The organism is Arthrobacter sp. CP30, assembly GCF_053470025.1.
Map to the genome: position 1 here is coordinate 26,988 of NZ_JBQEMM010000011.1, position 24,149 is coordinate 51,136.

Sequence of the window (24,149 nt, forward strand, 5' to 3'; positions counted from 1 at the left end):
TGGAAGATCCGAGCCTTAGAGGGGCTGGATGTTCGACGCCTGGGGACCCTTGGGGCCCTGCTCGGTGTCGAAGCTGACCTTCTGGTTCTCATCAAGCGAGCGGTAGCCGCTTGCGTTGATGGCGGAGAAGTGTGCGAACACATCTGCGCTTCCGTCGTCGGGAGCAATGAATCCAAAGCCCTTTTCAGCGTTGAACCACTTCACGGTACCTGTTGCCATTTTTGTTTTATCCTTCTGAAATTCAGACGCGCTCCGACTTTCGGAACGCCCCAGTCGCGGCGTGCTTGTCCGCTTTTTCAGAGACGCGGCTTGTCCCGCGAGGGCTAAACCGCGCGAAATACAAATGCGCAACACTACAACCGAGACCCACTTAACCAAACCTTGTAGGGTTCTGGCAAGCAGGGAGCTGAAGGTTTCTGTTTTCGGGACCTTCTGGTAGGCCTAGACCGCCACCGGATGCATGGCTCCGGCGAGCAGTTCGAAGGACCGCAACCACGTCTCGGTGGTGCCCGCCTGCGTGGCGACGATGAGTTCGTCGGCCTCCACCCGCGCGGAGAACTGCTCCAGGTAGTCCCGGACCACCCCGGGTGTCCCGACGGCGCTGTAGCGGGCCATCTCGCTCATCTGCTGTCCACCCGGGGACGCGAGGATCGCCTCCGACTCCTCGCGCGTGAAGGTCTGGCCGCGGCCGAGCAGGAGCGTGACCCGACGCAGCATCGCCTCGTGGAACTCATGGTGGGCATCCCCCTGGTTGTCCGCGGCGATGACGTTGACCCCCGCGATGAAGTGGGGCTTCTCCGCCTGCGCGGAGGGCTTGAACTCCCTGCGGTAGATCGCGGCAGCATCCAGCAGCGCCTGCGGGGCGAAGTGCGATGCGAAAGCGAACGGCAAGCCGAGGGCGGCCGCGAGCCGCGCCCCGAAGAGCGAGGACCCGAGGATGTACAGCGGCACGTCGGTCCCACGGCCGGGTGTCGCCTGCACTCCGGGAACGCGCGTGTCACCCGTGAGGTAGCCCTGCAGCTCCAGGACGTCCTGGGGAAAGCTGTCCGCGGACAGGGGGTCCCGGCGGAGGGCCCGCGCCGTGTTCTGGTCGCTCCCGGGTGCACGCCCGAGCCCCAGGTCGATCCGCCCCGGGTGGAGGCTCTCGAGGGTCCCGAACTGCTCCGCGATGGTCAGCGGCGAGTGGTTGGGCAGCATGACGCCGCCCGACCCGAGCCGGATGGTCGAGGTGTGCGCCGCCACGTGGGCGATCAGGACGCTCGTCGCCGAGGAGGCGATGCTCCCCATGTTGTGGTGCTCGGCGTACCAGACGCGGCGATAGCCCCACGCCTCGGCGTGCTGCGCGAGGAGGACGCTCGACGCGAACGTCTCCGCCGGCGTCGAGCCTTCGGCGACCTGGGCGAGGTCCAGGATGGACAGGGGAATGGTCATGGAGTGCCTCTCGATGCGTGCCGCCCAGGACGATGGGAGCCATGGGCCTGTGAAGGGAACGGTTGCCCGGGCACATCTATTTCCACGATGCAGCGCACGCGGGGCGCGTGGGGGCCTGGAGGAGCGTGCCGTCCGTGCCTCCGACCGCGCTCTCGTCCGCGCCGTGTGCAGGAGGTCGACCTCACGAGCGTTTACTCCCGCTGCAACGACACTGCTGCAACGACACTGCTGCAACGACGCCATCCCCCCTCCAGGCTCAGGGGAAGGACTCGGTCTCCTACTCCGCATCGAAGGGCGGCGTGCTGTCCGTGAGCCGGGAACCGGGCGTCGGATTCGCCCGGCAGGGCATCCGCGTCGACGCGCTGTGCCCCGGGCCGGCCAACATCCCGCTGCTGAGGGAGCTGTTCGCGGGTGACGCCGAGAAGGCGTAGCGCCGGCTCGTGCACGTGCCGCTGGGCCGGTTCGCCGAGCCCGACTGGCCCGACGAGCGGCCGCGGCGAGGGCGCTCCTCGCCGCGGAGGATGCATCCTTCGTCACGGCAGGCCGGTTCAGGGTGGACGGCGGGATCACGGGAGCGCACGTCACACCGCTCCAGCCGCACCGCCGGCCATCTCGGCGCCAGGGGCGGGCCGTCTGCTTGACTGGAACCATGCCGACAAGCGACCAGCCGACCACAGACCAGCCGATGGACGAGACCGCACTGCGCGCGCGCCAGGACCTCCTGGTCCGCGAGCTGGCCGTCGAACAGAACACCGCCCGCCTGCAGGCCCTCAGCGACGAGCTCGAGGTCATCCAGCGGCGCCTGGAGCAGGCGCGCATCGCCTGACCCGGCGTCCGGAGCAGGCGCACCGCCTAGCCACCGGCGCTGCTCCTATCCCGTCCTGCCGGGCGTCTCGATCACCAGGACGCCCTCCGCGCCGTGCGGGGACGTGTAGGTGTGCGCCACGTCCCCGGCCCACGAGATCGACACTCCTGGCCCGATCTCCCGCTCCGAGCCCTTCTCCCCCGCCGACGCGGAGCCGCGGACGAGGCGGAGGTGCTCCACCGTGCCGCTGCGGTGCGGTGGGCTGATCCTCGTCCGGCCGGACGAGAGGGTGAGCCAGAAGACCTCCGTGGTGCCGCCGTCGTCGTGCGTGCGGACCGAGAGCAGGCGTGCGTCGACGACGCCGTCGGAGACGCTGTGCCCGGCTTCCTCCCCCACGAGGCCGGTCAGGGGGACCCCGAGCGGTCCGGCCAGCGCGTAGAGCGTCTCCAGGGTCGGGTTGCGCGTCCCGGCCTCGAGTTCCGAGAGCGTGCCCTTGCCGATCCCCGCCCGGGCCGCGAGCGCCGTCAGGGAGAGGCCCCGCTCCTGGCGGAGGGCGGTGATGCGGCGGGCCACGGCCGCTCTGGGCGACACATCCGCGCGGGGGTTGTCCTCGGGCATGCTAGCATCCTACGCTGGCTGTTCCATATACAGAACACCCGCCGGACAGGCCTTCCAGGCCCCGGTGCGGCGACAGGAGGCCCGGGTGCACACCGCGACGTCAGTGAGGTCCGGACTCGGCGAACCCGTGTTGGCCGGGATCGTGACGGCCCTCGTCGGCTTCACCTCGTCGTTCGCCGTCGTCCTCGCCGGGCTCAGGGCCACGGGCGCGAGCCCCGCCCAGGCGGCGTCCGGGCTCCTCGCACTGACCGCCGTCGTCGGCCTCGGCATCGTGCTGCTCAGCCTCCGCTACCGCATCCCGGTCACCCTCTCCTGGTCCACCCCCGGGGCGGCGCTGCTCGCGGGCGCGGCCGTCCCGGCGGGCGGGTGGCCGGCGGCCGTCGGCGCCTTCCTCGTGACGGGCGCGCTGATCGCCCTGACCGGCGCCGTCCCCTGGCTCGGGAGGCTGGTGGCGCGGATCCCGCAGCACCTCGCGCAGGCGATGCTCGCCGGGGTCCTGCTGCCCCTGTGCCTGGCTCCGTTCCGGTCGATCGGCACCATCCCGGTGCTGGTCCTGCCGGTCATCCTCGTGTGGCTCGCCGCCTCGGCGCTCGCGCCGAAGTGGGCGGTACCGCTGGCCCTCGTCGCGGCCCTCGCGGTGATCGGGGTGCAGATCGTGCGGGACGGCGTGGTCATCGCGCCCGAATCCCTGGTGCCGTCCCTCGCGTTCACCGTGCCGGTGCTGGACCCTGCCGCGATCATCGGCATCGCCCTGCCGCTGTACGTCGTGACCATGGCCTCGCAGAACCTGCCCGGCGTCGCCGTGCTCTCGTCCTTCGGCTACCGCGCGCCGTGGCGTCCCGCACTCGCCGTCACCGGCGTCGGGACCGCCGTCGTCGCACCCTTCGGTGGGCACGCCGTGAATCTCGCCGCGCTGTCCGCCGCGCTCTCGGCCGGGGACGGGGCCGGGGCCGATCGCGGGCGCCGGTGGGTGGCGGCCCTCACCGCCGGCATCACCTACCTGGTCCTTGCAGCTGTGTCGGGGGCACTCGTCGTGATCGTGGGCGCCGCACCGGCCGGACTCGTGGAGGCCGTCGCGGGGCTCGCCCTGATCGGCACCATGGCGACGGCGGTGACCTCCTCGTTCAGCGACCCGACCGGCCGGATGAGCGGCGCGGTGACCTTCCTGCTGGCCGCATCGGGCCTCTCGATCCTCGGCATCGGCGGCGCGTTCTGGGCCCTCCTCGCGGGCCTCGTGGTCCGGGCCGCACTGGAGCGCACCGCCTCCCGGCGATGACTCAGACGGGGGTGTTCGGCGCCTGCGCCTCGTCGCCCTGCTCCCGTGCCTTGCGCTGCCGCGCGCGGTCGAGGGCGTTGATGACGGGCGCGGCGGTGATGCCGTGGATGACGATCGAGATGACGATCACGAGCCCCCCGACGCGCCACAGCGTGCTCTCGTCGGCGCCGAACTCGCCCTTCGAGAGGGCGTAGCTGAGGTAGTAGACGGACCCGATGCCGCGCACCCCGAAGAAGGCGAGCGTGCGGCGCTCCCAGGGGCCGGTCTTGCCCCGGGCCAGGCTGATCCACGCCGTGACGGGCCGCACCAGCAGGATGAACGCGACGGCGACCACCACTTCCAGCGGTCGCAGGCCCTCGAACAGGCCTCGCGCCACGGCCCCGCCCAGCAGGACCAGCACCACGACGGTGAGCAGGCGTTCGAGCTGCTCGATGTAGCTGTGCAGCACACCGTGGTAGCCGTGGGTCTGCTCTCCGGCGCGGAGGGTGACGGCGCACACGAAGACCGCGATGAAGCCGTAGCCCTCCACCGACTCCGTGAGTCCGTAGGTGAGGAAGGTCGCCGCGAGGGCGACGAACCCCTCGGAGTAGTTGGCCAGGCGGACGCTCTTGATCGGCGTGCGGAAGAAGATGCGGCCGAGCAGCTTGCCCATCCCGAAGCCGAAGGCACAGCCGATGATCATGCGCCAGAGGACGTCGAGCAGGATCCACTCCACGCCCCACGCGGCCGGCGACATGCCCACCGTGCTCATCAGGATGGCGAGGTACACGAACGGGAAGGCGAGGCCGTCGTTGAGGCCGGCCTCGGAGGTCAGTCCGAACCGCACCTCGTCCTCCGCCTCCAGGTCCTCCTCGGATTCCGAGGGCTCCCCCACCTGCACCTCGGAGGCGAGGACGGGATCGGTCGGGGCGAGCGCCGCCGCGATCAGCAGCGCGGAGGCCAGCCCGAGGCCCAGCAGCCACAGGCCCATGAGCGTCAGGACGAGGATGCACAGGGGCATCGCGATGCCGAGGAGTCGCCAGGTCGTGGACCAGCGACGCCATCCCACCTTCCGGTCGAGGGCCAGGCCGGCGCCCATCAGCGAGATGATGACGCAGACCTCGCTCAGGTGGATCGTGACGTCGCTGTAGGCCACGGGGTCGGGGCTCGGGAGGTCCTTGCCGACACTGAAGACCAGGATCCCCGCGGCGAGGAACACCATCGGCATCGAGACGGGGGCCCGCATGAGCAGCCGTGGCAGGAGAGCTGCCGCGAGGACCGCCAGTCCTGCCGCTGCATAGATGATGCTCGCTGCCTCGAACACGTACGCCCTCTTCCGCCCACCCCGTTGATGATCAGTCCCCTCGCCAACAGTAGGGCAGCGCCGGCTCCGGTCGAGCCGCCCGACGCACCGCCGGTCCTGCCCCTGGTGAACAGGATGCCTCGTGGCCCGGGAGCGTCACCACCACGTGAGAGCATGGAATTATGCCCAATTCCACCCACCCCATGGTCGATGTCACCGACATCATCCGGATCGTGGGAGGCGCGGCCTTCCAGCGCGGGCAGACCTACGCGAAGGACGGCGCCGTCAGTTCCCTCGCCTGGGACGCCGACGCGAAGCTGCTCACCGGCAAGGTGCGCGGCTCGGCGCCCAACGACTACCGGACGAAGCTGCGGCTGGGGGTCAAGGGCGACGGCCGCTTCCGTCCGCTCGAGAACTTCTGCAGCTGCCCCGTCGGCGCCGACTGCAAGCACGTGGCGGCCACCGCGCTGCAGAGCAACACGGAGAACCTCCTGGCGCAGCACGAGCGTGAGCTCGGCGCCCGCCCGGCGTCCCGCCCCGGACCACCGGAGGGCTGGCAGGCCTCGCTCACGGACCTGCTCGACGCCGAGACCGAGGCCGCGCCGGGCGGCGCAGCCCCCCTGACGCAGCTCGGCCTGCAGTTCGAGCTCCGGACACCGGAGGTGGCCGTGCAGCGCTGGGGGTCCGCCGCGGAGCGCCAGGGCCAGCGCATGCTCAACACGCGCCTCGGTGTCCGGCCGGTCAGCCAGAACGGCAAGGGCAAGTGGATCAAGAACAACCTGTCCTGGGGCAGCATCAGCTACCAGACCTACGGACTGAAGCTCGACGCCGACCAGCACCGCTGGTTCTCGCAGTTCCCCGCGCTGCACCGCGGCACGGGTGTCAACTACTTCGGCAACAACGACTCCTGGCTGTACCTCGACGACTTCAGCAACCCGCTCCTCTGGCAGCTGCTGGACGAGGCGCAGCGTCTCGGCATCGCCTTCGTCGGCTCGAAGAAGTCGGTCTCGATCGAGCTCGCCGGACGGGCCACCCTCAAGCTGGACGCCACGAGAACGGAGGAGGGCGGCCTGCAGCTGTGCCCGGCCCTCGACATCGACGGACTGCCCCACCCCTCCGACACGGCCCATGTCATCAGCACGCACGGCATCTACACCGTCTCCCCCGGTGACGCGATCACGCTGGCCCCGACCTCACGTCGCCTGACGACGAAGGACATCGAGCTGCTGCAGCGCGGCCGGCCCGTCGTGGTACCGGAGGAGGAGACCTCCCTCTTCCTGCAGGAGTACTACCCGAAGCTCCGGCAGTCCATCCAGGTGGCCAGCAGCGACGACACCGTGGACCTCCCTGAGATCCAGCCCCCCGTGCTCGTCCTGACCACCGCCTACGGCGACAACGGGACGGTGAGTCTCGGGTGGCACTTCGACTACCCGCTGGGCGACGCCGTGCAGCGCCGGCCCTTCCGCCGGGGCGGCCCCGGCAGTGACGACGGCTACCGCGACGCCGACGCCGAGGACGCCCTCGCGGGCGCCGCACGCGCCGCCCTGGGCGCCCTCCCCCTCAAGGACCTGAGGCTCGAGGACATGCAGGCCGTCGAGTTCGCGGAGGAGGCCCTGCCGCGGCTGCTGCAGGTCGAGGGGATGCGCGTGGACGTGGTCGGCGAGAAGCCCGACTACCGCGAACTGACCGAGACCCCGACGCTGCGCATCAGCACGGTCGAGACCGACGACCGCGACTGGTTCGACCTCGGCGTCATGGTCACGGTGAGCGGCCGCACCATCCCCTTCGACTCGGTGTTCCGCGCCCTCGCGCAGGGCCGGAAGAAACTGAAGCTCGTCGACAACACCTACCTCTCCCTCGAGCAGCCCGTCTTCGACCAGCTGCGTGACCTGATCGAGGAGGCGCGGTCCCTCGCCGAGTGGGACCCGGACTCGGGCCTGCAGATCAGCCGCTACCAGGCCGGGCTCTGGGCGGACTTCGAGGACCTCGCGGAGGAGACGGAGCAGGCGCAGTCCTGGCGCGACGCCGTGAGCGGCCTGCTCACCCTCGAGGACGTCGCCGCGACCCCGCCGCCCGCCGGCCTGGTCGCCGAGATGCGCCCGTACCAGGCCGAGGGCTTCAGCTGGCTCGCCTTCCTGTGGCGGCACCAGCTCGGTGGCGTCCTCGCGGACGACATGGGTCTCGGCAAGACGCTCCAGGCACTGGCCCTGATGGTCCATGCGAAGGAGAGCACCGCGCCGGCGGAGCCGTTCCTCGTCGTCGCGCCCACCTCCGTGGTCCCGAACTGGTCCAACGAGACGCACCGGTTCGCGCCGGGGCTGAAGGTCGTGTCGATCACCGACACGCAGGGCGCCTCCGGCTCGACCATCCGCGACCAGGTCGGCGACGCCGACGTCGTCATCACGTCCTACACGCTCTTCCGGCTCGACTTCCCCGCGTACCAGGAGCTCACGTGGTCCGGCCTGGTCCTGGACGAGGCGCAGTTCGTCAAGAACCGCGCGTCCAAGGTGCACCAGGCGGCGAAGGACTTCGACGCCCCCTTCAAGCTCGCGATCACCGGCACGCCCATGGAGAACAACCTCATGGAGCTGTGGTCCCTGTTCAACATCGTGGCACCGGGGCTGTTCCCCTCCCCGCGGAAGTTCACCGAGGACTACCGGACGCCGATCGAGAAGATCGGCGACAACCGCCCGCTCGTCCGGCTCCGCAAGCGCATCCGGCCCCTCATGATGCGGCGCACCAAGGAGGCCGTGGCCTCGGACCTCCCGCCCAAGCAGGAGCAGGTCCTGGAGGTGGAGCTGCACCCGGAGCACCGGCACATCTACGAGACGTACCTCCAGCGCGAGCGGCAGAAACTCCTGGGCCTGATCGAGGACATGAACCGCAACCGGATGATCGTGTTCCGGTCGCTGACGCTGCTCCGCATGCTCAGCCTCGACGCTTCCCTGGTGGATCCCGAGCACGAGGGCGTCCCGTCCGCGAAGCTCGAGGTCCTCTTCGAGAACCTGGACGACATCATCGCCGAGGGGCACCGCGCCCTCGTCTTCAGCCAGTTCACGTCCTACCTGAAGAAGGCCGCCGAGCAGCTGGACGCCCGCGGTATCCCGTACGCCTACCTCGACGGTTCCACCCGCAGCCGCGGCGAGGTCATCGACTCCTTCAAGGAGGGGGACGCGCCTGTCTTCCTCATCAGTCTCAAGGCCGGCGGGTTCGGGCTGAACCTCACCGAGGCGGACTACTGCTTCCTGCTGGATCCCTGGTGGAACCCGGCGTCCGAGGCGCAGGCCGTGGACCGCACGCACCGGATCGGCCAGACCAAGAACGTCATGGTCTACCGCATGGTGTCCAAGGGCACCATCGAGGAGAAGGTCATGAAGCTCAAGGAGCAGAAGGCGAAGCTCTTCACCTCGGTGATGGACGACGACGCCGTGTTCAGTTCAGCGCTCACCGCGGAGGACATCCGGGGGCTGCTGGAGGCGTAGTCCTCCCACCCGAACCCGTCAGGGTTCGCCCTGCCTCCGCAGCCGGGGGTCGAGAAGTTCCGCGAAGGCGCGCGGCCGCGCGGCGATCCACCAGTGGCCACCGGGCACGGTGGTCACCGTGAGGTCCTCCACCCAGTCCTCCAGACCGTCCACCAGGTGCGGGGAGAGGAAGGGGTCGCCGAGCGGCACGACCACGTGCACGGGAAGCGTCACGCGGCGGCGCCGGGGCGGCCGCGCCCCACCGCCCATGTTCGTCCGGTAGAGGGCGAGTCCGCGCACCGGGTCCGCGCCCACGGTGCGTCGCGCGGCGAGCTCGTAGCGGCGCGTCATCACGTGCTTCCAGAACAGCTCGGGCAGGACGGGGAGCTGGAACGCGCCGACGTACCAGCTGCGCAGCACCTGGGCGAGACCCTGCGGGACCGTCCCGGCCTGCGCGAACCGGCTCCGGAGCCAGCGGGAGAAGTGGCGGAGGTCGGGCCCGGAGATGCTGGTGTAGTCGAGGACCACACCGTCGGCGCGTTCGTCCTGCACGACGGCCCAGCCCTGGATGGACCCCCAGTCATGGCCGACCAGCCGGATGCCCGACGGCGTCCCGAGCGCATCGAGGACGGCGAAGACGTCGTCGACGAGCTCCGCCAGGGTGAAGCCACCGTCCGCGACGGGGCGGGACCGGCCGGCGTTCCGCGTGTCGAAGGCGATGAGGTGGTGTGTGCGGGCCAGTTCCCGGAGGACCGGGAGGAACACGCGGTGGTCGTCGGGATACCCGTGGACCAGGAGGACGGAGGGCACGCCCTCCTGCGGGTCCAGCCCGTACTCGAAGACCGCGAGCTCCGCCCCGGCCGTCCTGATGGTCCGGTGTCTCTCCTGCAGAACGTCCATCCGTCCACCCTAGGCACAGTCCGGCTCTCGTGGGGCGGCCGGTTCTCGGACGGATCAGGAGCCCGGGTCCGGCCTGTCCTCCTGGATCAGGCCGGCCTCGAGCCGGAGGGTGCGGTGCGCGACGGCGGCGGAGAACGCGGCGTCGTGCGTCGCCATCACCACCGCACCGCCGCCCTGCGCGTGCTGGACCAGGAGGGCCGCGAGCCCCGTCCGCGCGGATTCGTCGAGGCCTCCCGTCGGCTCGTCCAGGACCCAGACGGACGGGCCCGCGGCGATGAGGGACGCGAGAGCCACGAGCCGGCGCTGCACGAACGCCAGCTCGTACGGGTGGATGTCCGCGACCGCGGAGAGCCCCACGGCCTCCAGCGCGTCGGCGGCACGACGGAGCGCATCGACCCGTCGCAGGCCCGCCGCCCTGGGCCCGTAGGACACCTCGCGGAGGACCGTCCGCTCGAACAGCTGCTGGTCCGTGTCCTGGAAGAGATAGCCGACCGCGCCGGCCAGGGTGCCGGTGGGCCGGCGCAGGATCGGCATCCCGTCCACGGTGACCCGCCCGCTCTCCGGGCGGCGGAGCCCGTTGAGCACCTGCAGGAGCGTCGTCTTGCCGGATCCGTTCGACCCGCGGACGGCGAGGATCTCACCCGCACGGACCTGGAGGCTGACGCCGTCGAGGACGGCGGGGGTGCGCCCGGGACCCGGCGGGCGCCGGCGGCCGCGGCGCTCCCCGCGCCCAGGTCCGCCTGGCTCGCCGGGTGACGGATAGCGGACCACGACGTCGTCCACCGTGACGAGGGTGCGTCCCGCGGTGGTCGGTGCCCCGCGCATTCTGGCGGCGCCGATCCGCGGCGCGTCCCCGTCCGTCCCGATGCCGTAACGCCGCAGGCCCGCCCACCGCGCCTCGGCGAGCAGCCCGTCGAACACGGCGTGTCCGCCGTCGAGCGCGATGATCCGGGCGCCCTCGGGGGCGGTCCGTGGCAGCATCGGGGCGCAGACCACCACCCCGGTCCCGCCGGCGCGCAGGACGTCGATCGCCGCGGCCACATCCGCGGCCGCCCCGGCGTCGAGGCCCTGGAACGGCTCGTCGAGCACCAGTACGCGGGGTCGCTGGACCACCGCTGCCGCGATGATGGTCCGCTGGAGCTGTCCACCCGAGAGCCGTCGCGGGTCGCGGTCGAGGAGCTCGGTCAGCTTCAGGGCCGCCGCCACGTCGTCGACCTCCCGACGCAGCCGCTCGTGCGGGACGCCGCGGTTGGAGGGCCCGAAGGCGATCTCCTCGCCCACGGTCGCCGACATCATGGACAGCTGGCCCCACGCGCCCTGGGCGACGAACGCGACCGAGGCACTCCACACCGCCGGGTCGATCCGCGGATCGGCGGGACCACCCTCGAAGTGGACGGTCTCGCCGTCGAGGGTGAGGGAGCCGCGGAAGACTGCGCCGGCATCGGACCCCACCGCGCCCGCGAGCAGGCGCGCGAGCGTCGTCTTGCCGGATCCGGAGCTGCCCGCAACGACGAGGTACTCCCCGGGCTCCACCGTGACGGTCACGCCCGAGAGCAGTGGCACGCCGTCGTCGTAGGCGAAGGACCTGCTCTGCACCCGGATCACGCGAGCACCCCGGATCCGAGCCAGAGCACCGAGAAGAGGCCGACGCCGACGACCATCGCACGGCGTGCGGCGCGCTGGCGGGGCGTGTCCGTGTCGGGCAGGTAGCTCGTGCGCGGGCCCGGCGAGGAGAAGCCGCGCGCCCCGAGCATGCGGTTCCGCTCCGAGGCGTCGACGAGGAGGCCGATGACGAGCGGCGTGGTCACCGTGAGCAGGGCCCGCACCCGCGCCACGGGGCCGCGCCCCAAAACGAGGCCGCGAGCCTGCTGTGCCCGCGTGATCTGCTGGGCACGGAGGGCGACGTGCGGGATGAGCCCGACGGCGGAACCCACCACGAACACGAGCTTCCGGTTCCACCGACGGTGCGTCATGGTGGCGAGGAGCTCGGGCACGTCGAGTGTCATGGCGGCCGTCAGCAGCACCCCGGTGAACACGCTCATGCGCAGTCCCATGACGGCGGCGAAGGCCAGTCCCTCCCGGGTGACGCGTGCGGGGCCGAGGTCGAGCAGGACCGTCCTCCCCTCGGGGAAGAACAGGCCGTGGAGGAGCAGCGAGGAGAGGAGCAGCGGACCGGCGATCAGGAGGACGGCGATGCCGATCTGCCGCACCCTGCCGGAGGTCAGGACGGCGGGCACGACGACGAGCAGCAGCACCGCCAGGGAGAACTCCCACCGGTTCACCACGAGGACGAGCACCACCAGCAGGACCGCTGCGAGCAGCTCGGTCAGGGGATTGAGGATCCGGCGGCGCGGCATGGTCAGCGGACCGAGCCGGCTCCGGCCGTCGTCATGGCGCGCTTTCCGCTCCTGGCGCCCAGGACGCGGTGGGTCCGTGCGAACGGGAACTGCCGGACGGCGCGCTGCGGCAGGGCGTAGACGATCAGGGCGACGACGACGAACACCACGATCTTGTCGAGCGAGTCGGAGAGCAGTCCCTGCTTGGTGGCGGCGACCAGCAGCTTGTCCCCCATGGACCGGAAGACGGCGATGATGGCATTGGTGCCGAAGGTGCCCGCCGCGCCGAACATGAAGACCGCGACGGGAGCGGCCACGAGGCCTCCGATCGCGCCGACCACCAGGCCGGCGACGGGGGCCAGGTACACACGCCGGAACGCGCCGTGCTTGGCCGCCAGTCCCGCGAGCAGGCCGATGAGTGCGGCTCCCGCTGCGAAGGGCAGCGCGAAGGGATTGAAGAGCCCCCAGACGGCGTTGCTCAGCGCACCGGTCGCGGCACCCGCTGCGGGACCGGCGAGGACGGCGACGAGCACCGTGCCGATCGCGTCCAGGTAGATCTGCAGCCCGAGCGACCCTGCCACCTGGCCGATCGCGATGTTCAGGGCGATGCCGAGCGGCATGATGACGAGGGAGCTGGTGGTTAGCATCGGCAGGATCCCGCCGACCAGGAGGGCGCCGCCGCCGAGGAAGCCGAAGAGCGAGACGAGGGACGCCGCGCTGCCCATCCCGCCGGCGATCTCCGTCGGCTGGACGATCACGAGGAAGAGGTACGTCGCGACGATGAGGGCGCCGCCGAGCGCGAGGAGCAGGCGCCGGGGCCGCTCGGTCGTGCGATCGGCGGGGAGGGTCAGGGATGAGCTCACGATAATCCTTGGGCGCTACGGAGGAGGGGGAAGCACCTCATGTCACCTCGGCGCAGCCGGCGCAGCAGCGCCGGGCAGGTCCCAGTGTACCGGCCGGTGTGCGCTCCCCGCCGGGCTGCCGGGTCCTCGGGGCGCTCCTGCGGGCCTCTGAGCCGGTTGCCCTGCGAGGGGGGTCAGCCGTGCATCCTCGCCAGGTCCGCGAGCCGCCGGACCATCAGGTCGAACACCGCCTCGGGATCGTTGCCGGTCACGATCCGCGCATTCGGCGCACGCCGCCACATCCCCGCGAGGTCCGCGACCGTCTGGCCGATGGTCAGGGATGATTCAGTCTCGACGTCGACGGTGACGAGCCGCTCCTCGAAGGAGGCCTCACCCGCCGCGACCATGACGGCGAAGAGATCGTGCAGGTGCGCCACGTACCCCTGGTCGTAGAGCCGGTGGAACTCCATGTAGAACCTGAGGGCGTCGGACAGGCAGGCGACGACGGCGTTGCCGCTGCGGCTGCGTGTGCCCGGGGGTCCGTCCGCTTCGAGCACCTCCGGCCCGGCCCCGGCCGCCCGGGCGACGGCGTCGACGTGGGCGGGCGTGCACTCGATCCGCTCCGTGGTCTCGAGCGCGCAGACGATCGGCAGCTTCGCCTCGGGAAGGCCCTCGTAGGCGGCGTACACCTCCTTCGCGGCATGCGGGTCCACGTGGGTGTTCCATTCGGCCACGGGCGTCGTGTTGCCGGGGTAGTTGAAGGCGCCGCCCATGATCACGAGCCCCTTCAGGAGCATCGGGAGCTGCGGTTCCGCCCGGATGGCGAGGGCGAGGTTGGTCAGGGGCCCCGTGACCACGCCCGTGATCTGCCCGGGGTGGCATCGCACCGCCTCGAGCCAGACGTCGACGGCGTGCCGCCCGGAGATGTGCCCGCGCGGCGGCGGCAGTTCGGCGTACCCGATGCCCTGGTCACCGTGCGTCTCCTCGGTGGTGACGAGGGGGATCTCCAGCGGCACCTCGCTCCCGATGGCCACCTCCACACCGGCGTGCCCGCAGAGCTCGAGGAGCGCGAGGTTGTTGAGGGCCACCTGGCGGGCGCCGACGTTGCCGGCGGTGCAGGTGATCGCCTCCACCGAGACACCGGGGGTGGCCAGGAGATACATCAGCGCCACGGCGTCGTCGATCCCGGTGTCGACGTCGAGCAGGAGGCGCTGTCGGTCAGGGCGCTGGTCGGGCACGGTCAGTCCGCCGCGGTGGTGCGCAGCAGCTGCAGCCGGAGGGTCCGCGCGGTCTCCATGTGCGATCGGGCGATCGACCGCGCGTCGTCGCTGCGGCGCTCCGCGATGGCACTGATCAGCGCCTCGTGCTCCAGCAGCACCTCCTGCCACCGGTGGCCGACCGACAGCGTGGACCGGGGGGTGTGGATCAGGTGCGTGGACAGCCGCTGCAGGAGGTCCATGAGGATGGGGTTGCGTGCGGCGGACCAGAGGGAGGTGTGGAATTCGAGGTTGTTGGTCACCTTGGTGGTGTCGTCCGGGTCGACGACGGCGCGGTCACGTTCCAGCAGCGCCTCCAGGCGCATGAGGTCGGCCGCTCCGCGGTTGAGGGCGGCCTGGCCGGCGGCCTCCTCCTCCAGCATGACGCGCAGGTCGTAGATCTGGATGACCTCCTGCGCATCGATCTGGGGAACCTGCAGCCCCCGCGCGGCACGCTCCAGCAGGCGTTCGTGCTGTAGCCGGCTGAGGGCCTCACGGACGGGCGTGCGGGAGACGCCGAAGCGCTCCGAGATGACCACCTCTCGCAGGGCGGTCCCCGGTGGGTGGACGCCGGCGAGGATCTCGCTGCGGAGGACCCGGAAGATGGCATCGCCGTCCACGCGCGCCGACAGTTCGACGGACTCGGCCATGGCGCCCCCTCGGGTCGGCTGGAAGGTTCGGATGGGAGTGGGGCCGAGGACACCGGCGGCCCTGCGGACGGCCCGGGCCGGGAGGACGACTCCCGGCCCGGGCCGCGCGGACGCTAGCTCGCGAGCTGGCGCAGCACGTACTGCAGGATGCCGCCGTTGCGGTAGTAGTCCGCCTCGCCCGGGGTGTCGATGCGCAGGACGGCGTCGAACTCGACGGCGCTGCCGCCCTCGGCCGGGGTGGCGGTCACGTGGAGCGTGCCCGGCGTGCGGCCCTCGTTGAGCTCGGTGACACCGGAGACGGCGAAGGTCTCCGTGCCGGTGAGCCCCAGCGATGCGGCGTTCTGCCCCTCGGGGTACTGCAGGGGCAGCACGCCCATGCCGATGAGGTTGGAGCGGTGGATGCGCTCGTAGCTCTCGGCGATGACGGCCTTGACGCCGAGCAGTGCGGTGCCCTTGGCCGCCCAGTCACGCGACGAACCGGAGCCGTACTCCTTGCCGGCGAGGACCACGAGCGGCGTACCCGCGGCGCGGTAGTTCTCCGCGGCGTCGTACACGGCGGCCTGCGGCGCATCGGCCTGCGAGAAGTCCCGCGTGAACCCGCCCTCGACGCCGTCGAGGAGCTGGTTCTTGATGCGGATGTTCGCGAACGTGCCGCGGATCATGACCTCGTGGTTGCCTCGGCGGGAGCCGTAGGAGTTGAAATCCTTGCGCTGCACGCCCTTCTCGGTGAGGTAGCGCCCGGCCGGGGTGTCCGACTTGAACGAACCCGCCGGCGAGATGTGGTCGGTGGTGACCGAGTCACCGAGCTTCAGGAGCACGCGGGCGCCGGCGATGTCCTCGACCGGGCTCGCCTCGCGCTGCATGCCCTCGAAGTACGGGGGCTTCCGCACGTACGTGGACTCGGGGTCCCAGGCGAAGGTGTCGCCGGCCGGCGTCGGCAGGGACTGCCAGCGCTCGTCGCCCTCGAAGATCGTGGCGTAGCTCGAGGTGAACATGTCCTCGTCGATCGACTCGTCGATCACCTTCTGGACCTCGACCGGGTTCGGCCAGATGTCCTTCAGGAACACGTCGGTGCCGGACTCGTCCTGGCCGAGGGGCTCGTTGTCGAAGTCGAAGTCCATGGTGCCGGCCAGGGCGTAGGCGACCACCAGCGGCGGCGACGCCAGGTAGTTCATCTTGACGTCCGGGTTGATGCGGCCCTCGAAGTTGCGGTTACCGGACAGGACGGCGGTGACGGCGAGGTCGTTGTCCTGGATGGCCTGCGAGATCTCGTCCTCGAGCGGACCCGAGTTGCCGATGCACGTGGCGCAGCCGTAACCCACCGTGAAGAAACCGAGCTTCTCGAGGTACGGGATCAGGCCCGACTTCTCGTAGTAGTCGGTGACGACCTTGGACCCGGGGGCCACGGACGTCTTCACCCATGGCTTGGACACGAGGCCCTTCTCGACGGCGTTGCGCGCCAGCACCGCGGCGGCGAGCATGACCGACGGGTTGGACGTATTGGTGCAGGAGGTAATCGACGCGATGCTGACGGCGCCGTGGTCCAGCTCGAACTCGCGGCCGTCCTTCATGGTGACCGCGACCTTCTTCGACGGCCGGGTCGACGGGGCACCCGCTCCGACGGTCTCGCGGGGTTCCTCGTTCTCGTCGGTGACGGACGACGTCGTTCCCGGGGTGAAGCTCGGCGAGTCCGACGCGGGGAAGCTCTCCTGCGAGGACTCGTCGACCGTACCGCCTGGGGCGAACGCCAGGTCGGGATCGTTGGAGTAGTTCCGCAGGTCCTCACGGAACTGGTCCTTCGACTTCGAGAGTTCCACGCGGTCCTGCGGGCGCTTCGGTCCGGCGATCGAGGGCACGACCGTGGAGAGGTCCAGCTCGAGGTACTCGGAGAAACGGATCTCGCGCGAGGGATCGTGCCAGAGACCCTGCTCCTTGGCGTAGGCCTCCACCAGCGCGACGTTCTCCGCCGGACGGCCGGTGAGGCGCAGGTAGTCGAGGGTGACGTCGTCGATGGGGAACATGGCGGCGGTGGAGCCGAACTCCGGGCTCATGTTGCCGATGGTGGCGCGGTTCGCGAGCGGCACGGACGCGACGCCCTCGCCGTAGAACTCGACGAACTTGCCGACCACGCCGTGCTTGCGCAGCATCTGGGTGATGGTGAGGACCACGTCCGTGGCGGTGGCGCCAGCAGGGATCTCACCGGTGAGCCTGAAGCCGACGACGCGCGGGATGAGCATGGAGACGGGCTGGCCGAGCATCGCTGCCTCGGCCTCGATCCCGCCGACGCCCCAGCCGAGTACCCCGAGGCCGTTGACCATGGTGGTGTGCGAGTCGGTGCCGACGCAGGTGTCGGGGTACGCCCGGAGGACGCCGTCGATCTCGCGGGTCATGACCGTGCGGGCCAGGTACTCCAGGTTGACCTGGTGGACGATCCCCATGCCCGGCGGGACGACCTTGAAGTCGTCGAACGCCGTCTGGCCCCAGCGGAGGAACTGGTACCGCTCGCCGTTGCGCTGGTACTCGATCTCCATGTTGCGCTCGAGGGCGCCGGCGTTGCCGAAGGCGTCGATCTGCACGGAGTGGTCGATGACCATCTCGGCGGGAGCCAGCGGGTTGACCCGCTTCGGGTCTCCCCCGAGATCGGCGACGGCCTCGCGCATGGTCGCCAGGTCGACGACGCAGGGGACGCCGGTGAAGTCCTGCATGATGACGCGGGCGGGCGTGAACTGGATCTCGGTGCTCGGCTCCGCTGCCGCATCCCACTGCGCGAGGGCGCGGACGTGATCCGCGGTGATGTTCGCACCGTCCTCGGTGCGGAGCAGGTTCTCGAGAAGCACCTTGAGGCTGAACGGGAGGTTCTCGGCGCCCTCGACGGCACTGAGCCTGAAAATTTCGTAGTCAGCGCCGGCGACATCGAGTACGCCCTTCGCGCCGAATGAGTCCGCAGTCGTCATGACGTCGGCTCCCTTCAGAGAGATGGTGGAATACCTCCATCCTATTCCACGACCGGCGTCAATGTATACAGTCGTACACCGTGTCGCCCGGCCCCACCCGCCCATCACGTCAGGCGCCGTGCGGGACGGCAGCAGGCGTCCCGGGGAAGACGTCAGGCGTCGTGCGGGACGGCGTCGCTCCGCCGCGATGCCGCCTGGAGGCCGAGGAAGAGTTCGTCCTGATCGGGTGACTCGTCCCTGCTGTGATCCACGATCGGTCCCGTGCCGGCGATCTCGCGGATGAGTTCGATCCCCGCGATCGCCTCCTCCTTGGAGGCGTAGAAGGTGGAGACCGCGACGAGCGTACCGTCAGGGGCCGTCAGCTTCACCCTGTACCCGTCGTCATGCGCATCAACCAGCTTGAAGTACCCAGCCATCGTCCTACCTCCCTGTACGGGGCTCGCCACTCTGCGAACCCCACTCCTCAGCATACTTACCGACCGTTCGGGTTCGAGCCCGGATCCCCGGCACCTCAGGGGCTGGACATCGGCGACACACTCCTGCACAGGGTGGCTTCCCTCACGTAGTGTTCCCGATGCCACCCACACTTCCGACGACCCGGGCGGACGCCCCGGCGAAGGGCGGTCCGCAGAAGGAGCATCATGACCGAGCCGAGCAGTTCCGCCGGACACCCCGACGGCGCAATCCTTCCCGCAGAGCATCCCCTCGGCCCTGCCGCCCCTGTCCCGCCGCGCGAGAAGGAGTCGGCGGCGCCGTCCCCCACGGGCATCACCGAGCCGGGGAACGGCACCGGCGCACCGACGCAGGCCGACGACGCCGGATCCGGTGAAGGACCTGGTGAAGGACCTGGTGAAGGACCTGGTGAAGGACCTGGTGAAGGACCTGGTGAAGGATCAGCCGGCAGCGGCTACGACGGCGGCGGCAACGACGGCCGACCCGACGCGGACCGGCGCGAGGCGGTGCTGGACCCGTCCGCGGGTGGGTCGGCGCATCGGTCGGCGAGTATCCGCGACGAGCAGGGAACGCACAGCGCCGGGACGGTACCGGCAGCGTTCAACGGCGACGGCACGCCGGACGACCCCGCCGAGGACGGCCACCCGGAGGACGCGGCGGCCGAGCCCGATCGCTGGGACAGCGGGGGCTCCGCGGGCTGAGCGGCCTGTCGGCTGCGCTACCGCCCTCGCTGCGCCAGCCGCGCGACGAGGGACGACGGCGCCACCTTCGCCAGGGTGGTGATGACCTTGTAGCGCGCGCTGGGGACGGAGACCGCCCTGCCGGCTTCCGCGTCCCGGATCCCCTCGCGGACCACGAGTCCGGCGTCGAGCCACAGGGGCCCGGGGACGCTGCTCTTGTCGGCGCCCATGCGCTGGTGGAACTGGGTGTGCACGAACCCTGGACAGACGGCCGTGACGCGGATCCCCTCGGGCCCGTAGGTCAGGTTCGCCCACCTGCTGAAGCTGATCATCGCGGCCTTCGCTGCGCCGTAGGTGCCCCTCGGCGTGAACCCGGCGACGCTGGCGACGGTGATGATGGTTCCCGCGCCCCGCGGGCGCATGGACTGCAGCGCTGCATGGGCGAGGGCGAGCGGCACTTCCACGTGGATGCGGAGGTGGCGCACCTCGTCGTCGAGCGGATTGTCGGCGAACGGGCGCACCAGTCCGTAGCCGGCGTTGTTGACCAGCACGGACACGGGACCAGGGGCCTCGTCCTCGGCTGAGCCGGGATCCCGCCGCCCGGCCCCCAGCCGCGCCAGCACCCGGGCCAGGCCGTCGTCGTCGAGCAGGTCGGCGGCGATCGTCTCGACGTCGGCCCCCCATCGCGTGCGGAGCTCACGCGCGCTGTCCTCGAGGGGGCCGGAGGCGCGCGCGACGAGCACGAGGGCGCAGCCGCGCGCCGCGTACTGACGGGCGAACTCGGCCCCGATCCCCGAGGTGGCGCCGGTGATGAGCACGGTGTCGGTCATGCCTCCCACCCTCTCCCGGATGATCCGCGCGGACAAGGGGGCCGGCCCGCCGCACCGGCCGGGGAGCGCACCGGCCCATGCAACGTCCGTGCGACCCCCCGACGTGTAGGTTCGGCACTACCGGGTGCCGCGCGGCCCAGCGAGGCGAACGGTTCCGGCACCCGGGGTTCCGGGTGCACTGAGCACACCACGGAAGAAGGATGTTCCATGAGCGGTAACAGAGCTGTTGCGTACAAGGGACCAGGGAAGGTCGAGGTCATCGACATCGACTACCCCACATTCGAGCTGAAGGACGGACCGGGGGTGAATCCGGCCAATGTCGGACGCTCGGTGCACCACGGCGTGATCCTCAAGACCGTCACCACCAATATCTGCGGATCGGACCAGCACATGGTGCGCGGCCGCACCACGGCGCCCGCCGACCTCGTCCTGGGCCACGAGATCACGGGCGAGGTGGTCGAGGTGGGCCGTGATGTCGAATTCATCAAGAAGGGCGACATCTGTTCGGTCCCCTTCAACATCGCCTGCGGCCGGTGCCGCAACTGTAAGGAGCGGAAGACCGGTATCTGCCTCAACGTCAACCCGGACCGGCCGGGCAGCGCCTACGGCTACGTGGACATGGGCGGATGGGTCGGCGGCCAGGCGGAGTACGTCCTCGTGCCGTATGCGGACTGGAACCTGCTGAAGTTCCCGGACCGGGACCAGGCACTCGAGAAGATCCTCGACCTGACGATGCTCTCCGACATCTTCCCCACCGGCTTCCACGGCGCCGTCACCGCGGGCGTCGGCGTCGGCTCCACCGTCTACGTCGCCGGGGCGGGGCCCGTGGGGCTGGCTGCCGCGGCATCGGCGCAGCTCCTCGGCGCCGCCGTCGTGATCGTCGGTGACCTCAACGAGGACCGGCTGGCACAGGCCCGCAGCTTCGGCTGCGAGACGGTCGACGTCTCCAAGGGCGACCCGCGGGACCAGATCGAGCAGCTGCTCGGCGTGCCGGAGGTGGACTGCGGCGTGGACGCCGTGGGCTTCGAGGCACGGGGACACGGCTCGGGGTCGTCCACCGAGGCTCCCGCGACGGTCCTGAACTCCCTCATGGACGTCACCGCGGCGGGCGGCGCCCTCGGCATCCCCGGCCTCTACGTCACCGGCGATCCGGGTGCGGTCGACGACGCCGCGAAGGTGGGCTCGCTGTCGATCAGTCTCGGCACGGGCTGGGCGAAGTCCCTGTCCTTCACCACGGGGCAGTGCCCGGTGATGAAGTACAACCGGGGCCTCATGATGGCCATCCTGCATGACCGCGTCTCGATCGCGAAGGCCGTCAACGCCAAGCCGATCGGCCTCGAGGAGGCACCCCGCGGCTACGAGGAGTTCGACGCCGGGGCCGCCACGAAGTACGTCCTCGATCCTCACGGCTACGTAGCGGCCTGACCAGCCGGGACGTCCCGTCCCCACTGGTTCCGGAGAGGCCCCGGATCACGGATCCGGGGCCTCTCCCCTGCCCCGCGGCGATGGAGGGGCCACAGTGTTGCACAGGATCCTCATGAGGGCCAGCTTCTTTCCCTTATTTTGAACCGATGTCAAGCGCCACGCCGTACCGGTTTGGCAACGAATGAAAATTACTTTACGGTGGAGGGAGTTCCCCGTCCGGGGAAGCGAAAAAGCTGCCGAAAATCGAGCAGCGATCTATGCCCGGCGCCGCCCCTCCACCGCTCGTTGCTCAACAGGCGGCTGCCGAACCTGACCTCTATACAGTCAAGGTGAGCAGCGGCGCGAAGAAGTCCGGGGACGGACCTAGTGCGGGTGGCCTTTCGGAGCATCGTCACCCCATGAATACACAAACCTTCAGCACCAGCGCCCGTCGTGGGCTCGCAGCAGTAGCACTCACCGGCCTCGGCCTCGGTGCAGCAGCCGGCGCAGCCAACGCCGCCCCCGCCAGCGACTGGGATGCGCTCGCGCAGTGCGAGAGCGGCGGCAACTGGGGCATCAACACCGGCAACGGTTTCTCCGGCGGACTGCAGTTCACCCCCTCCACCTGGGCAGCCTTCGGCGGCCAGGGTGCACCCCAGAACGCCTCACGCGAGCAGCAGATCGCCGTCGCCGAGAATGTCCTCGCAGGCCAGGGCTGGGGCGCATGGCCCTCCTGCTCGGCCCAGCTCGGTCTGAACAGTGGAGCCAACCCAGGCGGCATCCCGGCGCAGGCCGCTCCGGCCCCCGCCCCCGTCCAGCTCCAGCAGGCGCCCGTCGTCCAGGCCCCTGTTGCCCAGGCGCCCGTTGCCCAGGCACCGGTCGTCCAGGCACCCGTTGCCCAGGCACCGGTCGCGGCACCCGTTGCCCAGGCTCCGGTCGCGGCTCCCGTCGCCCTGAGCGGCGAGACCTACACCATCCAGTCCGGTGACACCCTCAGCACCATCGCCGACAAGCTCGGCGTCGAGGGCGGCTGGCAGGCACTCTTCGCCGCAAACACCGACACGGTCATCCACGCGGACCTGATCTTCACCGGTCACGTCCTGCAGCTCCCGGCCTAGTCCGGCCGACCGCCGCCGGGCGTCCATGCCATGGACGCCCGGCCCAGGTCGACGAGAAAGCCCCCGCTCCTCTGGAGTCGGGGGCTTTTCCGCGTTCCGGGCGTAGGTCAGCTGCAGGAGCTGGCGTCGACGTCGATCTTGAGGTTGTGGGCCACCGAGTAGTCGCGGTCGGGGGTGGAGAAGGCCACGAGGATGTTGTCCGCGCTGCCGTGGGTGACTCCCTCGGCGAGCTCGACCGTGACGATGATGTTGACGTGGGCATCGGGCTCGAACCGGTATCCGGCCGCAGGGACGGGCGGCCCGATCGGCTCCTGCGTGGCCGTCGGCTCCGGGGTCGCCGTGTGCTCCCCATGCGCCCCGCCGTCCGGGGACGGGTGATGGTGCCCCTCCCTGTTCGCGGTCTGCACCATCGACGAGAGGATGTTCAGGCCCTGGGGATCACCGAGCTTCATCTCCCCGAACGTGAACGTCTCGAGCGTCGGGTTGTGGAGCATCACCGTGTACCTCAGGCGGCTGTCGTCGGGCTGCACGCCGCACAGTTCCGCCCCGTCGATCCCCACGTTGAGCGGGTCGTCCCCGAGGTCGTTCAGCACGGGCGCGGCCTGCGCACCGTCGCCGGGCGTGCCCTGGTCCGCAGGGGCAGCCTGCCCCGCCGTCGGCGTATTGACGCCCAGCGGATTCTCCTCGACGCCCCCGCAGCCCGCGAGCGCCAGGGACGCGGTGAGGGCCACGGCGAACAGGGCCGTGCGGTGCCTGCGGGGTGGTGCAGTCAGGAGTTTCACGCTCAACCCATCCATGTCAGCCGAAGGCCGGACGTCATGCCTCCGGCGCTGGTAGCTGTGATTCGGCGCACACGCGGCTCCGGCTTGGTCCCGGCCGGGCTTTCCCCGCAGAGGTGCTCACGTCAGGCGAGCGGCTTGCCCCCGGTCACCCCGAGGATCTCGCCGGAGACGTAACGGGCGTCGTTGGACGCGAGGAACACGTACGCTCCGGCGAGTTCGGCCGGCTGGCCCATGCGGCCCAGCGGCGTGCCCTCGCCGAACGATTCGAGTTTCTCGCTCGTGGTGGTCGCGGGCTGCAGCGGTGTCCAGACCGGACCCGGCGCCACCGCATTGACCCGGATCCCGCGCTCCCCCAGCAGGCCGGCGAGGCTGAAGGTCAGGTTGTTGAGCGCAGCCTTCGTGGCCGCGTAGTCCATGAGGCTGGTGGACGGGTGGTACCCCTGCACCGAGGTGGTGTTGATGATCGAGGCGCCCTCCGTGAGGTGCGGCAACGCCGCCTGGGTCAGCCAGACGGTGCCGTAGACGTTGGTCTCGAACGTCCGGCGCAGCTGGTCGGCATCGATGTCGGGCAGGCCGTTCGGCTGCGCGATGTGGAAGCCCGCATTGTTCACGAGGATGTCGAGACCCCCGAGGCCGGCCAGGACGGTAACGATCGCGGACGGTGCGTAGGCCTCGTCGCGCAGGTCACCGGGAACGGCGAGCGCGGTCCGGCCCTCCGCGCGGATGAGGTCGAGGCAACTCGCGCCGTCCTCCTCCTCCTCGGGCAGATAGCCGATCGCGACGTCGGCGCCCTCGCGGGCGAAGGCGAGCGCGACGGCCCGCCCGATGCCGGAATCACCGCCGGTGATGAAGGCCCTGCGACCGGCGAGGCGCCCGTGCCCCGCGTAGCTGTCCTCCCCGTGGTCCGGGCGCGGATCCATGCGCTCCGTGAAGCCGGGGTACTCCTGCAGTTCCGTGGAGGCGTCCGTGACGGGGCCCCGCGGATCTTTCTGGTCGAGGGTGCCTGACGGATCGTTGCCCATGGTGCTCCTGACGATGGTGGCCGAGGTGAACACTAAGCCTACTGTCATT

21 protein-coding genes and 1 pseudogene are annotated in these 24,149 nt (G+C 70.5%); 7 read left to right on the forward strand and 15 right to left on the reverse strand.

The window, feature by feature from the left end:
- Positions 1 to 15: 15 nt before the first annotated feature.
- Together ACTIMO_RS13885 and ACTIMO_RS13890 are read right to left on the reverse strand one after the other, a co-directional pair.
- Entirely contained in the window at positions 16 to 219 is a 204-nt protein-coding gene (locus tag ACTIMO_RS13885) for a cold-shock protein (RefSeq protein WP_026533290.1), read from the reverse strand.
- 222 nt (positions 220 to 441) lie between these two features.
- Entirely contained in the window at positions 442 to 1,431 is a 990-nt protein-coding gene (locus ACTIMO_RS13890; protein WP_055769620.1) for an LLM class flavin-dependent oxidoreductase, read from the reverse strand.
- A 275-nt stretch (positions 1,432 to 1,706) separates the two neighbouring features.
- On the opposite strand from ACTIMO_RS13890, the pseudogene ACTIMO_RS13895 reads away from it, so the two are divergent.
- Both ACTIMO_RS13895 and ACTIMO_RS13900 read left to right on the forward strand, forming a co-directional pair.
- Positions 1,707 to 2,023 (forward strand): annotated as a pseudogene (locus tag ACTIMO_RS13895) (SDR family oxidoreductase); the annotation flags it as partial.
- Between the two features lie 57 nt (positions 2,024 to 2,080).
- Positions 2,081 to 2,257, forward strand: a complete 177-nt coding sequence (locus tag ACTIMO_RS13900) for a hypothetical protein (protein ID WP_235498926.1) — start codon at positions 2,081 to 2,083, stop codon at positions 2,255 to 2,257.
- Positions 2,258 to 2,302: 45 nt separating this feature from the next.
- On the opposite strand, the gene ACTIMO_RS13905 is transcribed toward ACTIMO_RS13900, so the two are convergent.
- On the reverse strand, positions 2,303 to 2,854 hold the full coding sequence (locus ACTIMO_RS13905; RefSeq protein WP_055769618.1) for a helix-turn-helix domain-containing protein: 552 nt from the start codon (positions 2,852 to 2,854) through the stop codon (positions 2,303 to 2,305).
- Between the two features lie 85 nt (positions 2,855 to 2,939).
- On the opposite strand from ACTIMO_RS13905, the gene ACTIMO_RS13910 reads away from it, so the two are divergent.
- The gene (locus ACTIMO_RS13910) at positions 2,940 to 4,130 is read left to right on the forward strand and encodes a benzoate/H(+) symporter BenE family transporter (RefSeq protein ID WP_055769616.1); all 1,191 of its coding nucleotides are present in this window, start codon (positions 2,940 to 2,942) and stop codon (positions 4,128 to 4,130) included.
- A gap of 1 nt (position 4,131) precedes the next feature.
- On the opposite strand, the gene ACTIMO_RS13915 is transcribed toward ACTIMO_RS13910, so the two are convergent.
- The gene (locus tag ACTIMO_RS13915; RefSeq protein ID WP_448182774.1) at positions 4,132 to 5,433 is read right to left on the reverse strand and encodes a cation:proton antiporter; all 1,302 of its coding nucleotides are present in this window, start codon (positions 5,431 to 5,433) and stop codon (positions 4,132 to 4,134) included.
- A 161-nt stretch (positions 5,434 to 5,594) separates the two neighbouring features.
- On the opposite strand from ACTIMO_RS13915, the gene ACTIMO_RS13920 reads away from it, so the two are divergent.
- Positions 5,595 to 8,894 (forward strand): DEAD/DEAH box helicase, encoded by a 3,300-nt coding sequence (locus tag ACTIMO_RS13920; RefSeq protein WP_448182775.1) that lies wholly within the window; start codon positions 5,595 to 5,597, stop codon positions 8,892 to 8,894.
- An 18-nt stretch (positions 8,895 to 8,912) separates the two neighbouring features.
- On the opposite strand, the gene ACTIMO_RS13925 is transcribed toward ACTIMO_RS13920, so the two are convergent.
- The 8 genes from ACTIMO_RS13925 to ACTIMO_RS13960 form a co-directional block, all read right to left on the reverse strand.
- Entirely contained in the window at positions 8,913 to 9,773 is an 861-nt protein-coding gene (locus ACTIMO_RS13925) for an alpha/beta fold hydrolase (protein WP_422391276.1), read from the reverse strand.
- A 54-nt stretch (positions 9,774 to 9,827) separates the two neighbouring features.
- Positions 9,828 to 11,369, reverse strand: coding sequence for an ABC transporter ATP-binding protein (locus tag ACTIMO_RS13930; RefSeq protein ID WP_448182776.1), 1,542 nt, complete (start codon positions 11,367 to 11,369; stop codon positions 9,828 to 9,830).
- Positions 11,370 to 11,374: 5 nt separating this feature from the next.
- Positions 11,375 to 12,130 (reverse strand): energy-coupling factor transporter transmembrane component T, encoded by a 756-nt coding sequence (locus ACTIMO_RS13935; protein WP_448182777.1) that lies wholly within the window; start codon positions 12,128 to 12,130, stop codon positions 11,375 to 11,377.
- A gap of 2 nt (positions 12,131 to 12,132) precedes the next feature.
- Positions 12,133 to 12,972, reverse strand: coding sequence for an ECF transporter S component (locus ACTIMO_RS13940; RefSeq protein ID WP_448182778.1), 840 nt, complete (start codon positions 12,970 to 12,972; stop codon positions 12,133 to 12,135).
- Positions 12,973 to 13,145: 173 nt separating this feature from the next.
- Entirely contained in the window at positions 13,146 to 14,189 is a 1,044-nt protein-coding gene (locus ACTIMO_RS13945; protein WP_448182779.1) for a nucleoside hydrolase, read from the reverse strand.
- Between the two features lie 2 nt (positions 14,190 to 14,191).
- Positions 14,192 to 14,857: a GntR family transcriptional regulator gene (locus ACTIMO_RS13950; protein WP_055769601.1), complete on the reverse strand. Its 666-nt coding sequence runs from the start codon at positions 14,855 to 14,857 to the stop codon at positions 14,192 to 14,194.
- A gap of 113 nt (positions 14,858 to 14,970) precedes the next feature.
- Complete coding sequence (gene acnA / locus ACTIMO_RS13955) at positions 14,971 to 17,811, reverse strand: aconitate hydratase (RefSeq protein ID WP_422391273.1); 2,841 nt, start codon at positions 17,809 to 17,811, stop codon at positions 14,971 to 14,973.
- 152 nt (positions 17,812 to 17,963) lie between these two features.
- Complete coding sequence (locus ACTIMO_RS13960) at positions 17,964 to 18,227, reverse strand: YegP family protein (RefSeq protein WP_235498725.1); 264 nt, start codon at positions 18,225 to 18,227, stop codon at positions 17,964 to 17,966.
- A gap of 225 nt (positions 18,228 to 18,452) precedes the next feature.
- On the opposite strand from ACTIMO_RS13960, the gene ACTIMO_RS13965 reads away from it, so the two are divergent.
- Positions 18,453 to 18,965: a hypothetical protein gene (locus ACTIMO_RS13965; protein WP_448182780.1), complete on the forward strand. Its 513-nt coding sequence runs from the start codon at positions 18,453 to 18,455 to the stop codon at positions 18,963 to 18,965.
- 17 nt (positions 18,966 to 18,982) lie between these two features.
- Here the strand turns inward: ACTIMO_RS13965 and ACTIMO_RS13970 are convergent, their stop codons facing one another.
- On the reverse strand, positions 18,983 to 19,774 hold the full coding sequence (locus ACTIMO_RS13970) for an SDR family NAD(P)-dependent oxidoreductase (protein WP_448182781.1): 792 nt from the start codon (positions 19,772 to 19,774) through the stop codon (positions 18,983 to 18,985).
- 207 nt (positions 19,775 to 19,981) lie between these two features.
- Here ACTIMO_RS13970 and fdhA point away from each other — a divergent pair, with 207 nt between their 5' ends.
- Positions 19,982 to 21,199: a formaldehyde dehydrogenase, glutathione-independent gene (gene fdhA / locus ACTIMO_RS13975; RefSeq protein ID WP_055769592.1), complete on the forward strand. Its 1,218-nt coding sequence runs from the start codon at positions 19,982 to 19,984 to the stop codon at positions 21,197 to 21,199.
- Between the two features lie 398 nt (positions 21,200 to 21,597).
- The gene (locus ACTIMO_RS13980; protein WP_448182782.1) at positions 21,598 to 22,296 is read left to right on the forward strand and encodes a transglycosylase family protein; all 699 of its coding nucleotides are present in this window, start codon (positions 21,598 to 21,600) and stop codon (positions 22,294 to 22,296) included.
- A 107-nt stretch (positions 22,297 to 22,403) separates the two neighbouring features.
- On the opposite strand, the gene ACTIMO_RS13985 is transcribed toward ACTIMO_RS13980, so the two are convergent.
- Both ACTIMO_RS13985 and ACTIMO_RS13990 read right to left on the reverse strand, forming a co-directional pair.
- Positions 22,404 to 23,078, reverse strand: coding sequence for a hypothetical protein (locus ACTIMO_RS13985; RefSeq protein WP_422391270.1), 675 nt, complete (start codon positions 23,076 to 23,078; stop codon positions 22,404 to 22,406).
- A 122-nt stretch (positions 23,079 to 23,200) separates the two neighbouring features.
- Positions 23,201 to 24,148: an SDR family oxidoreductase gene (locus ACTIMO_RS13990; protein WP_448182783.1), complete on the reverse strand. Its 948-nt coding sequence runs from the start codon at positions 24,146 to 24,148 to the stop codon at positions 23,201 to 23,203.
- Position 24,149: the final 1 nt, after the last annotated feature.

Excerpts from the sequence above, each read along its gene's own strand:
- fdhA (WP_055769592.1), top strand. The coding sequence starts at position 19,982 with ATGAGCGGTAACAGAGCTGTTGCGTACAAGGGACCAGGGAAGGTCGAG.
- ACTIMO_RS13960 (WP_235498725.1), bottom strand. The coding sequence starts at position 18,227 with ATGGCTGGGTACTTCAAGCTGGTTGATGCGCATGACGACGGGTACAGG.
- ACTIMO_RS13925 (WP_422391276.1), bottom strand. The coding sequence starts at position 9,773 with ATGGACGTTCTGCAGGAGAGACACCGGACCATCAGGACGGCCGGGGCG.
- ACTIMO_RS13980 (WP_448182782.1), top strand. The coding sequence starts at position 21,598 with ATGAATACACAAACCTTCAGCACCAGCGCCCGTCGTGGGCTCGCAGCA.
- ACTIMO_RS13905 (WP_055769618.1), bottom strand. The coding sequence starts at position 2,854 with ATGCCCGAGGACAACCCCCGCGCGGATGTGTCGCCCAGAGCGGCCGTG.
- ACTIMO_RS13890 (WP_055769620.1), bottom strand. The coding sequence starts at position 1,431 with ATGACCATTCCCCTGTCCATCCTGGACCTCGCCCAGGTCGCCGAAGGC.
- ACTIMO_RS13935 (WP_448182777.1), bottom strand. The coding sequence starts at position 12,130 with ATGCCGCGCCGCCGGATCCTCAATCCCCTGACCGAGCTGCTCGCAGCG.
- ACTIMO_RS13965 (WP_448182780.1), top strand. The coding sequence starts at position 18,453 with ATGACCGAGCCGAGCAGTTCCGCCGGACACCCCGACGGCGCAATCCTT.
- acnA (WP_422391273.1), bottom strand. The coding sequence starts at position 17,811 with ATGACGACTGCGGACTCATTCGGCGCGAAGGGCGTACTCGATGTCGCC.
- ACTIMO_RS13970 (WP_448182781.1), bottom strand. The coding sequence starts at position 19,774 with ATGACCGACACCGTGCTCATCACCGGCGCCACCTCGGGGATCGGGGCC.
- ACTIMO_RS13990 (WP_448182783.1), bottom strand. The coding sequence starts at position 24,148 with ATGACAGTAGGCTTAGTGTTCACCTCGGCCACCATCGTCAGGAGCACC.
- ACTIMO_RS13885 (WP_026533290.1), bottom strand. The coding sequence starts at position 219 with ATGGCAACAGGTACCGTGAAGTGGTTCAACGCTGAAAAGGGCTTTGGA.
- ACTIMO_RS13900 (WP_235498926.1), top strand. The coding sequence starts at position 2,081 with ATGCCGACAAGCGACCAGCCGACCACAGACCAGCCGATGGACGAGACC.
- ACTIMO_RS13920 (WP_448182775.1), top strand. The coding sequence starts at position 5,595 with ATGCCCAATTCCACCCACCCCATGGTCGATGTCACCGACATCATCCGG.
- ACTIMO_RS13950 (WP_055769601.1), bottom strand. The coding sequence starts at position 14,857 with ATGGCCGAGTCCGTCGAACTGTCGGCGCGCGTGGACGGCGATGCCATC.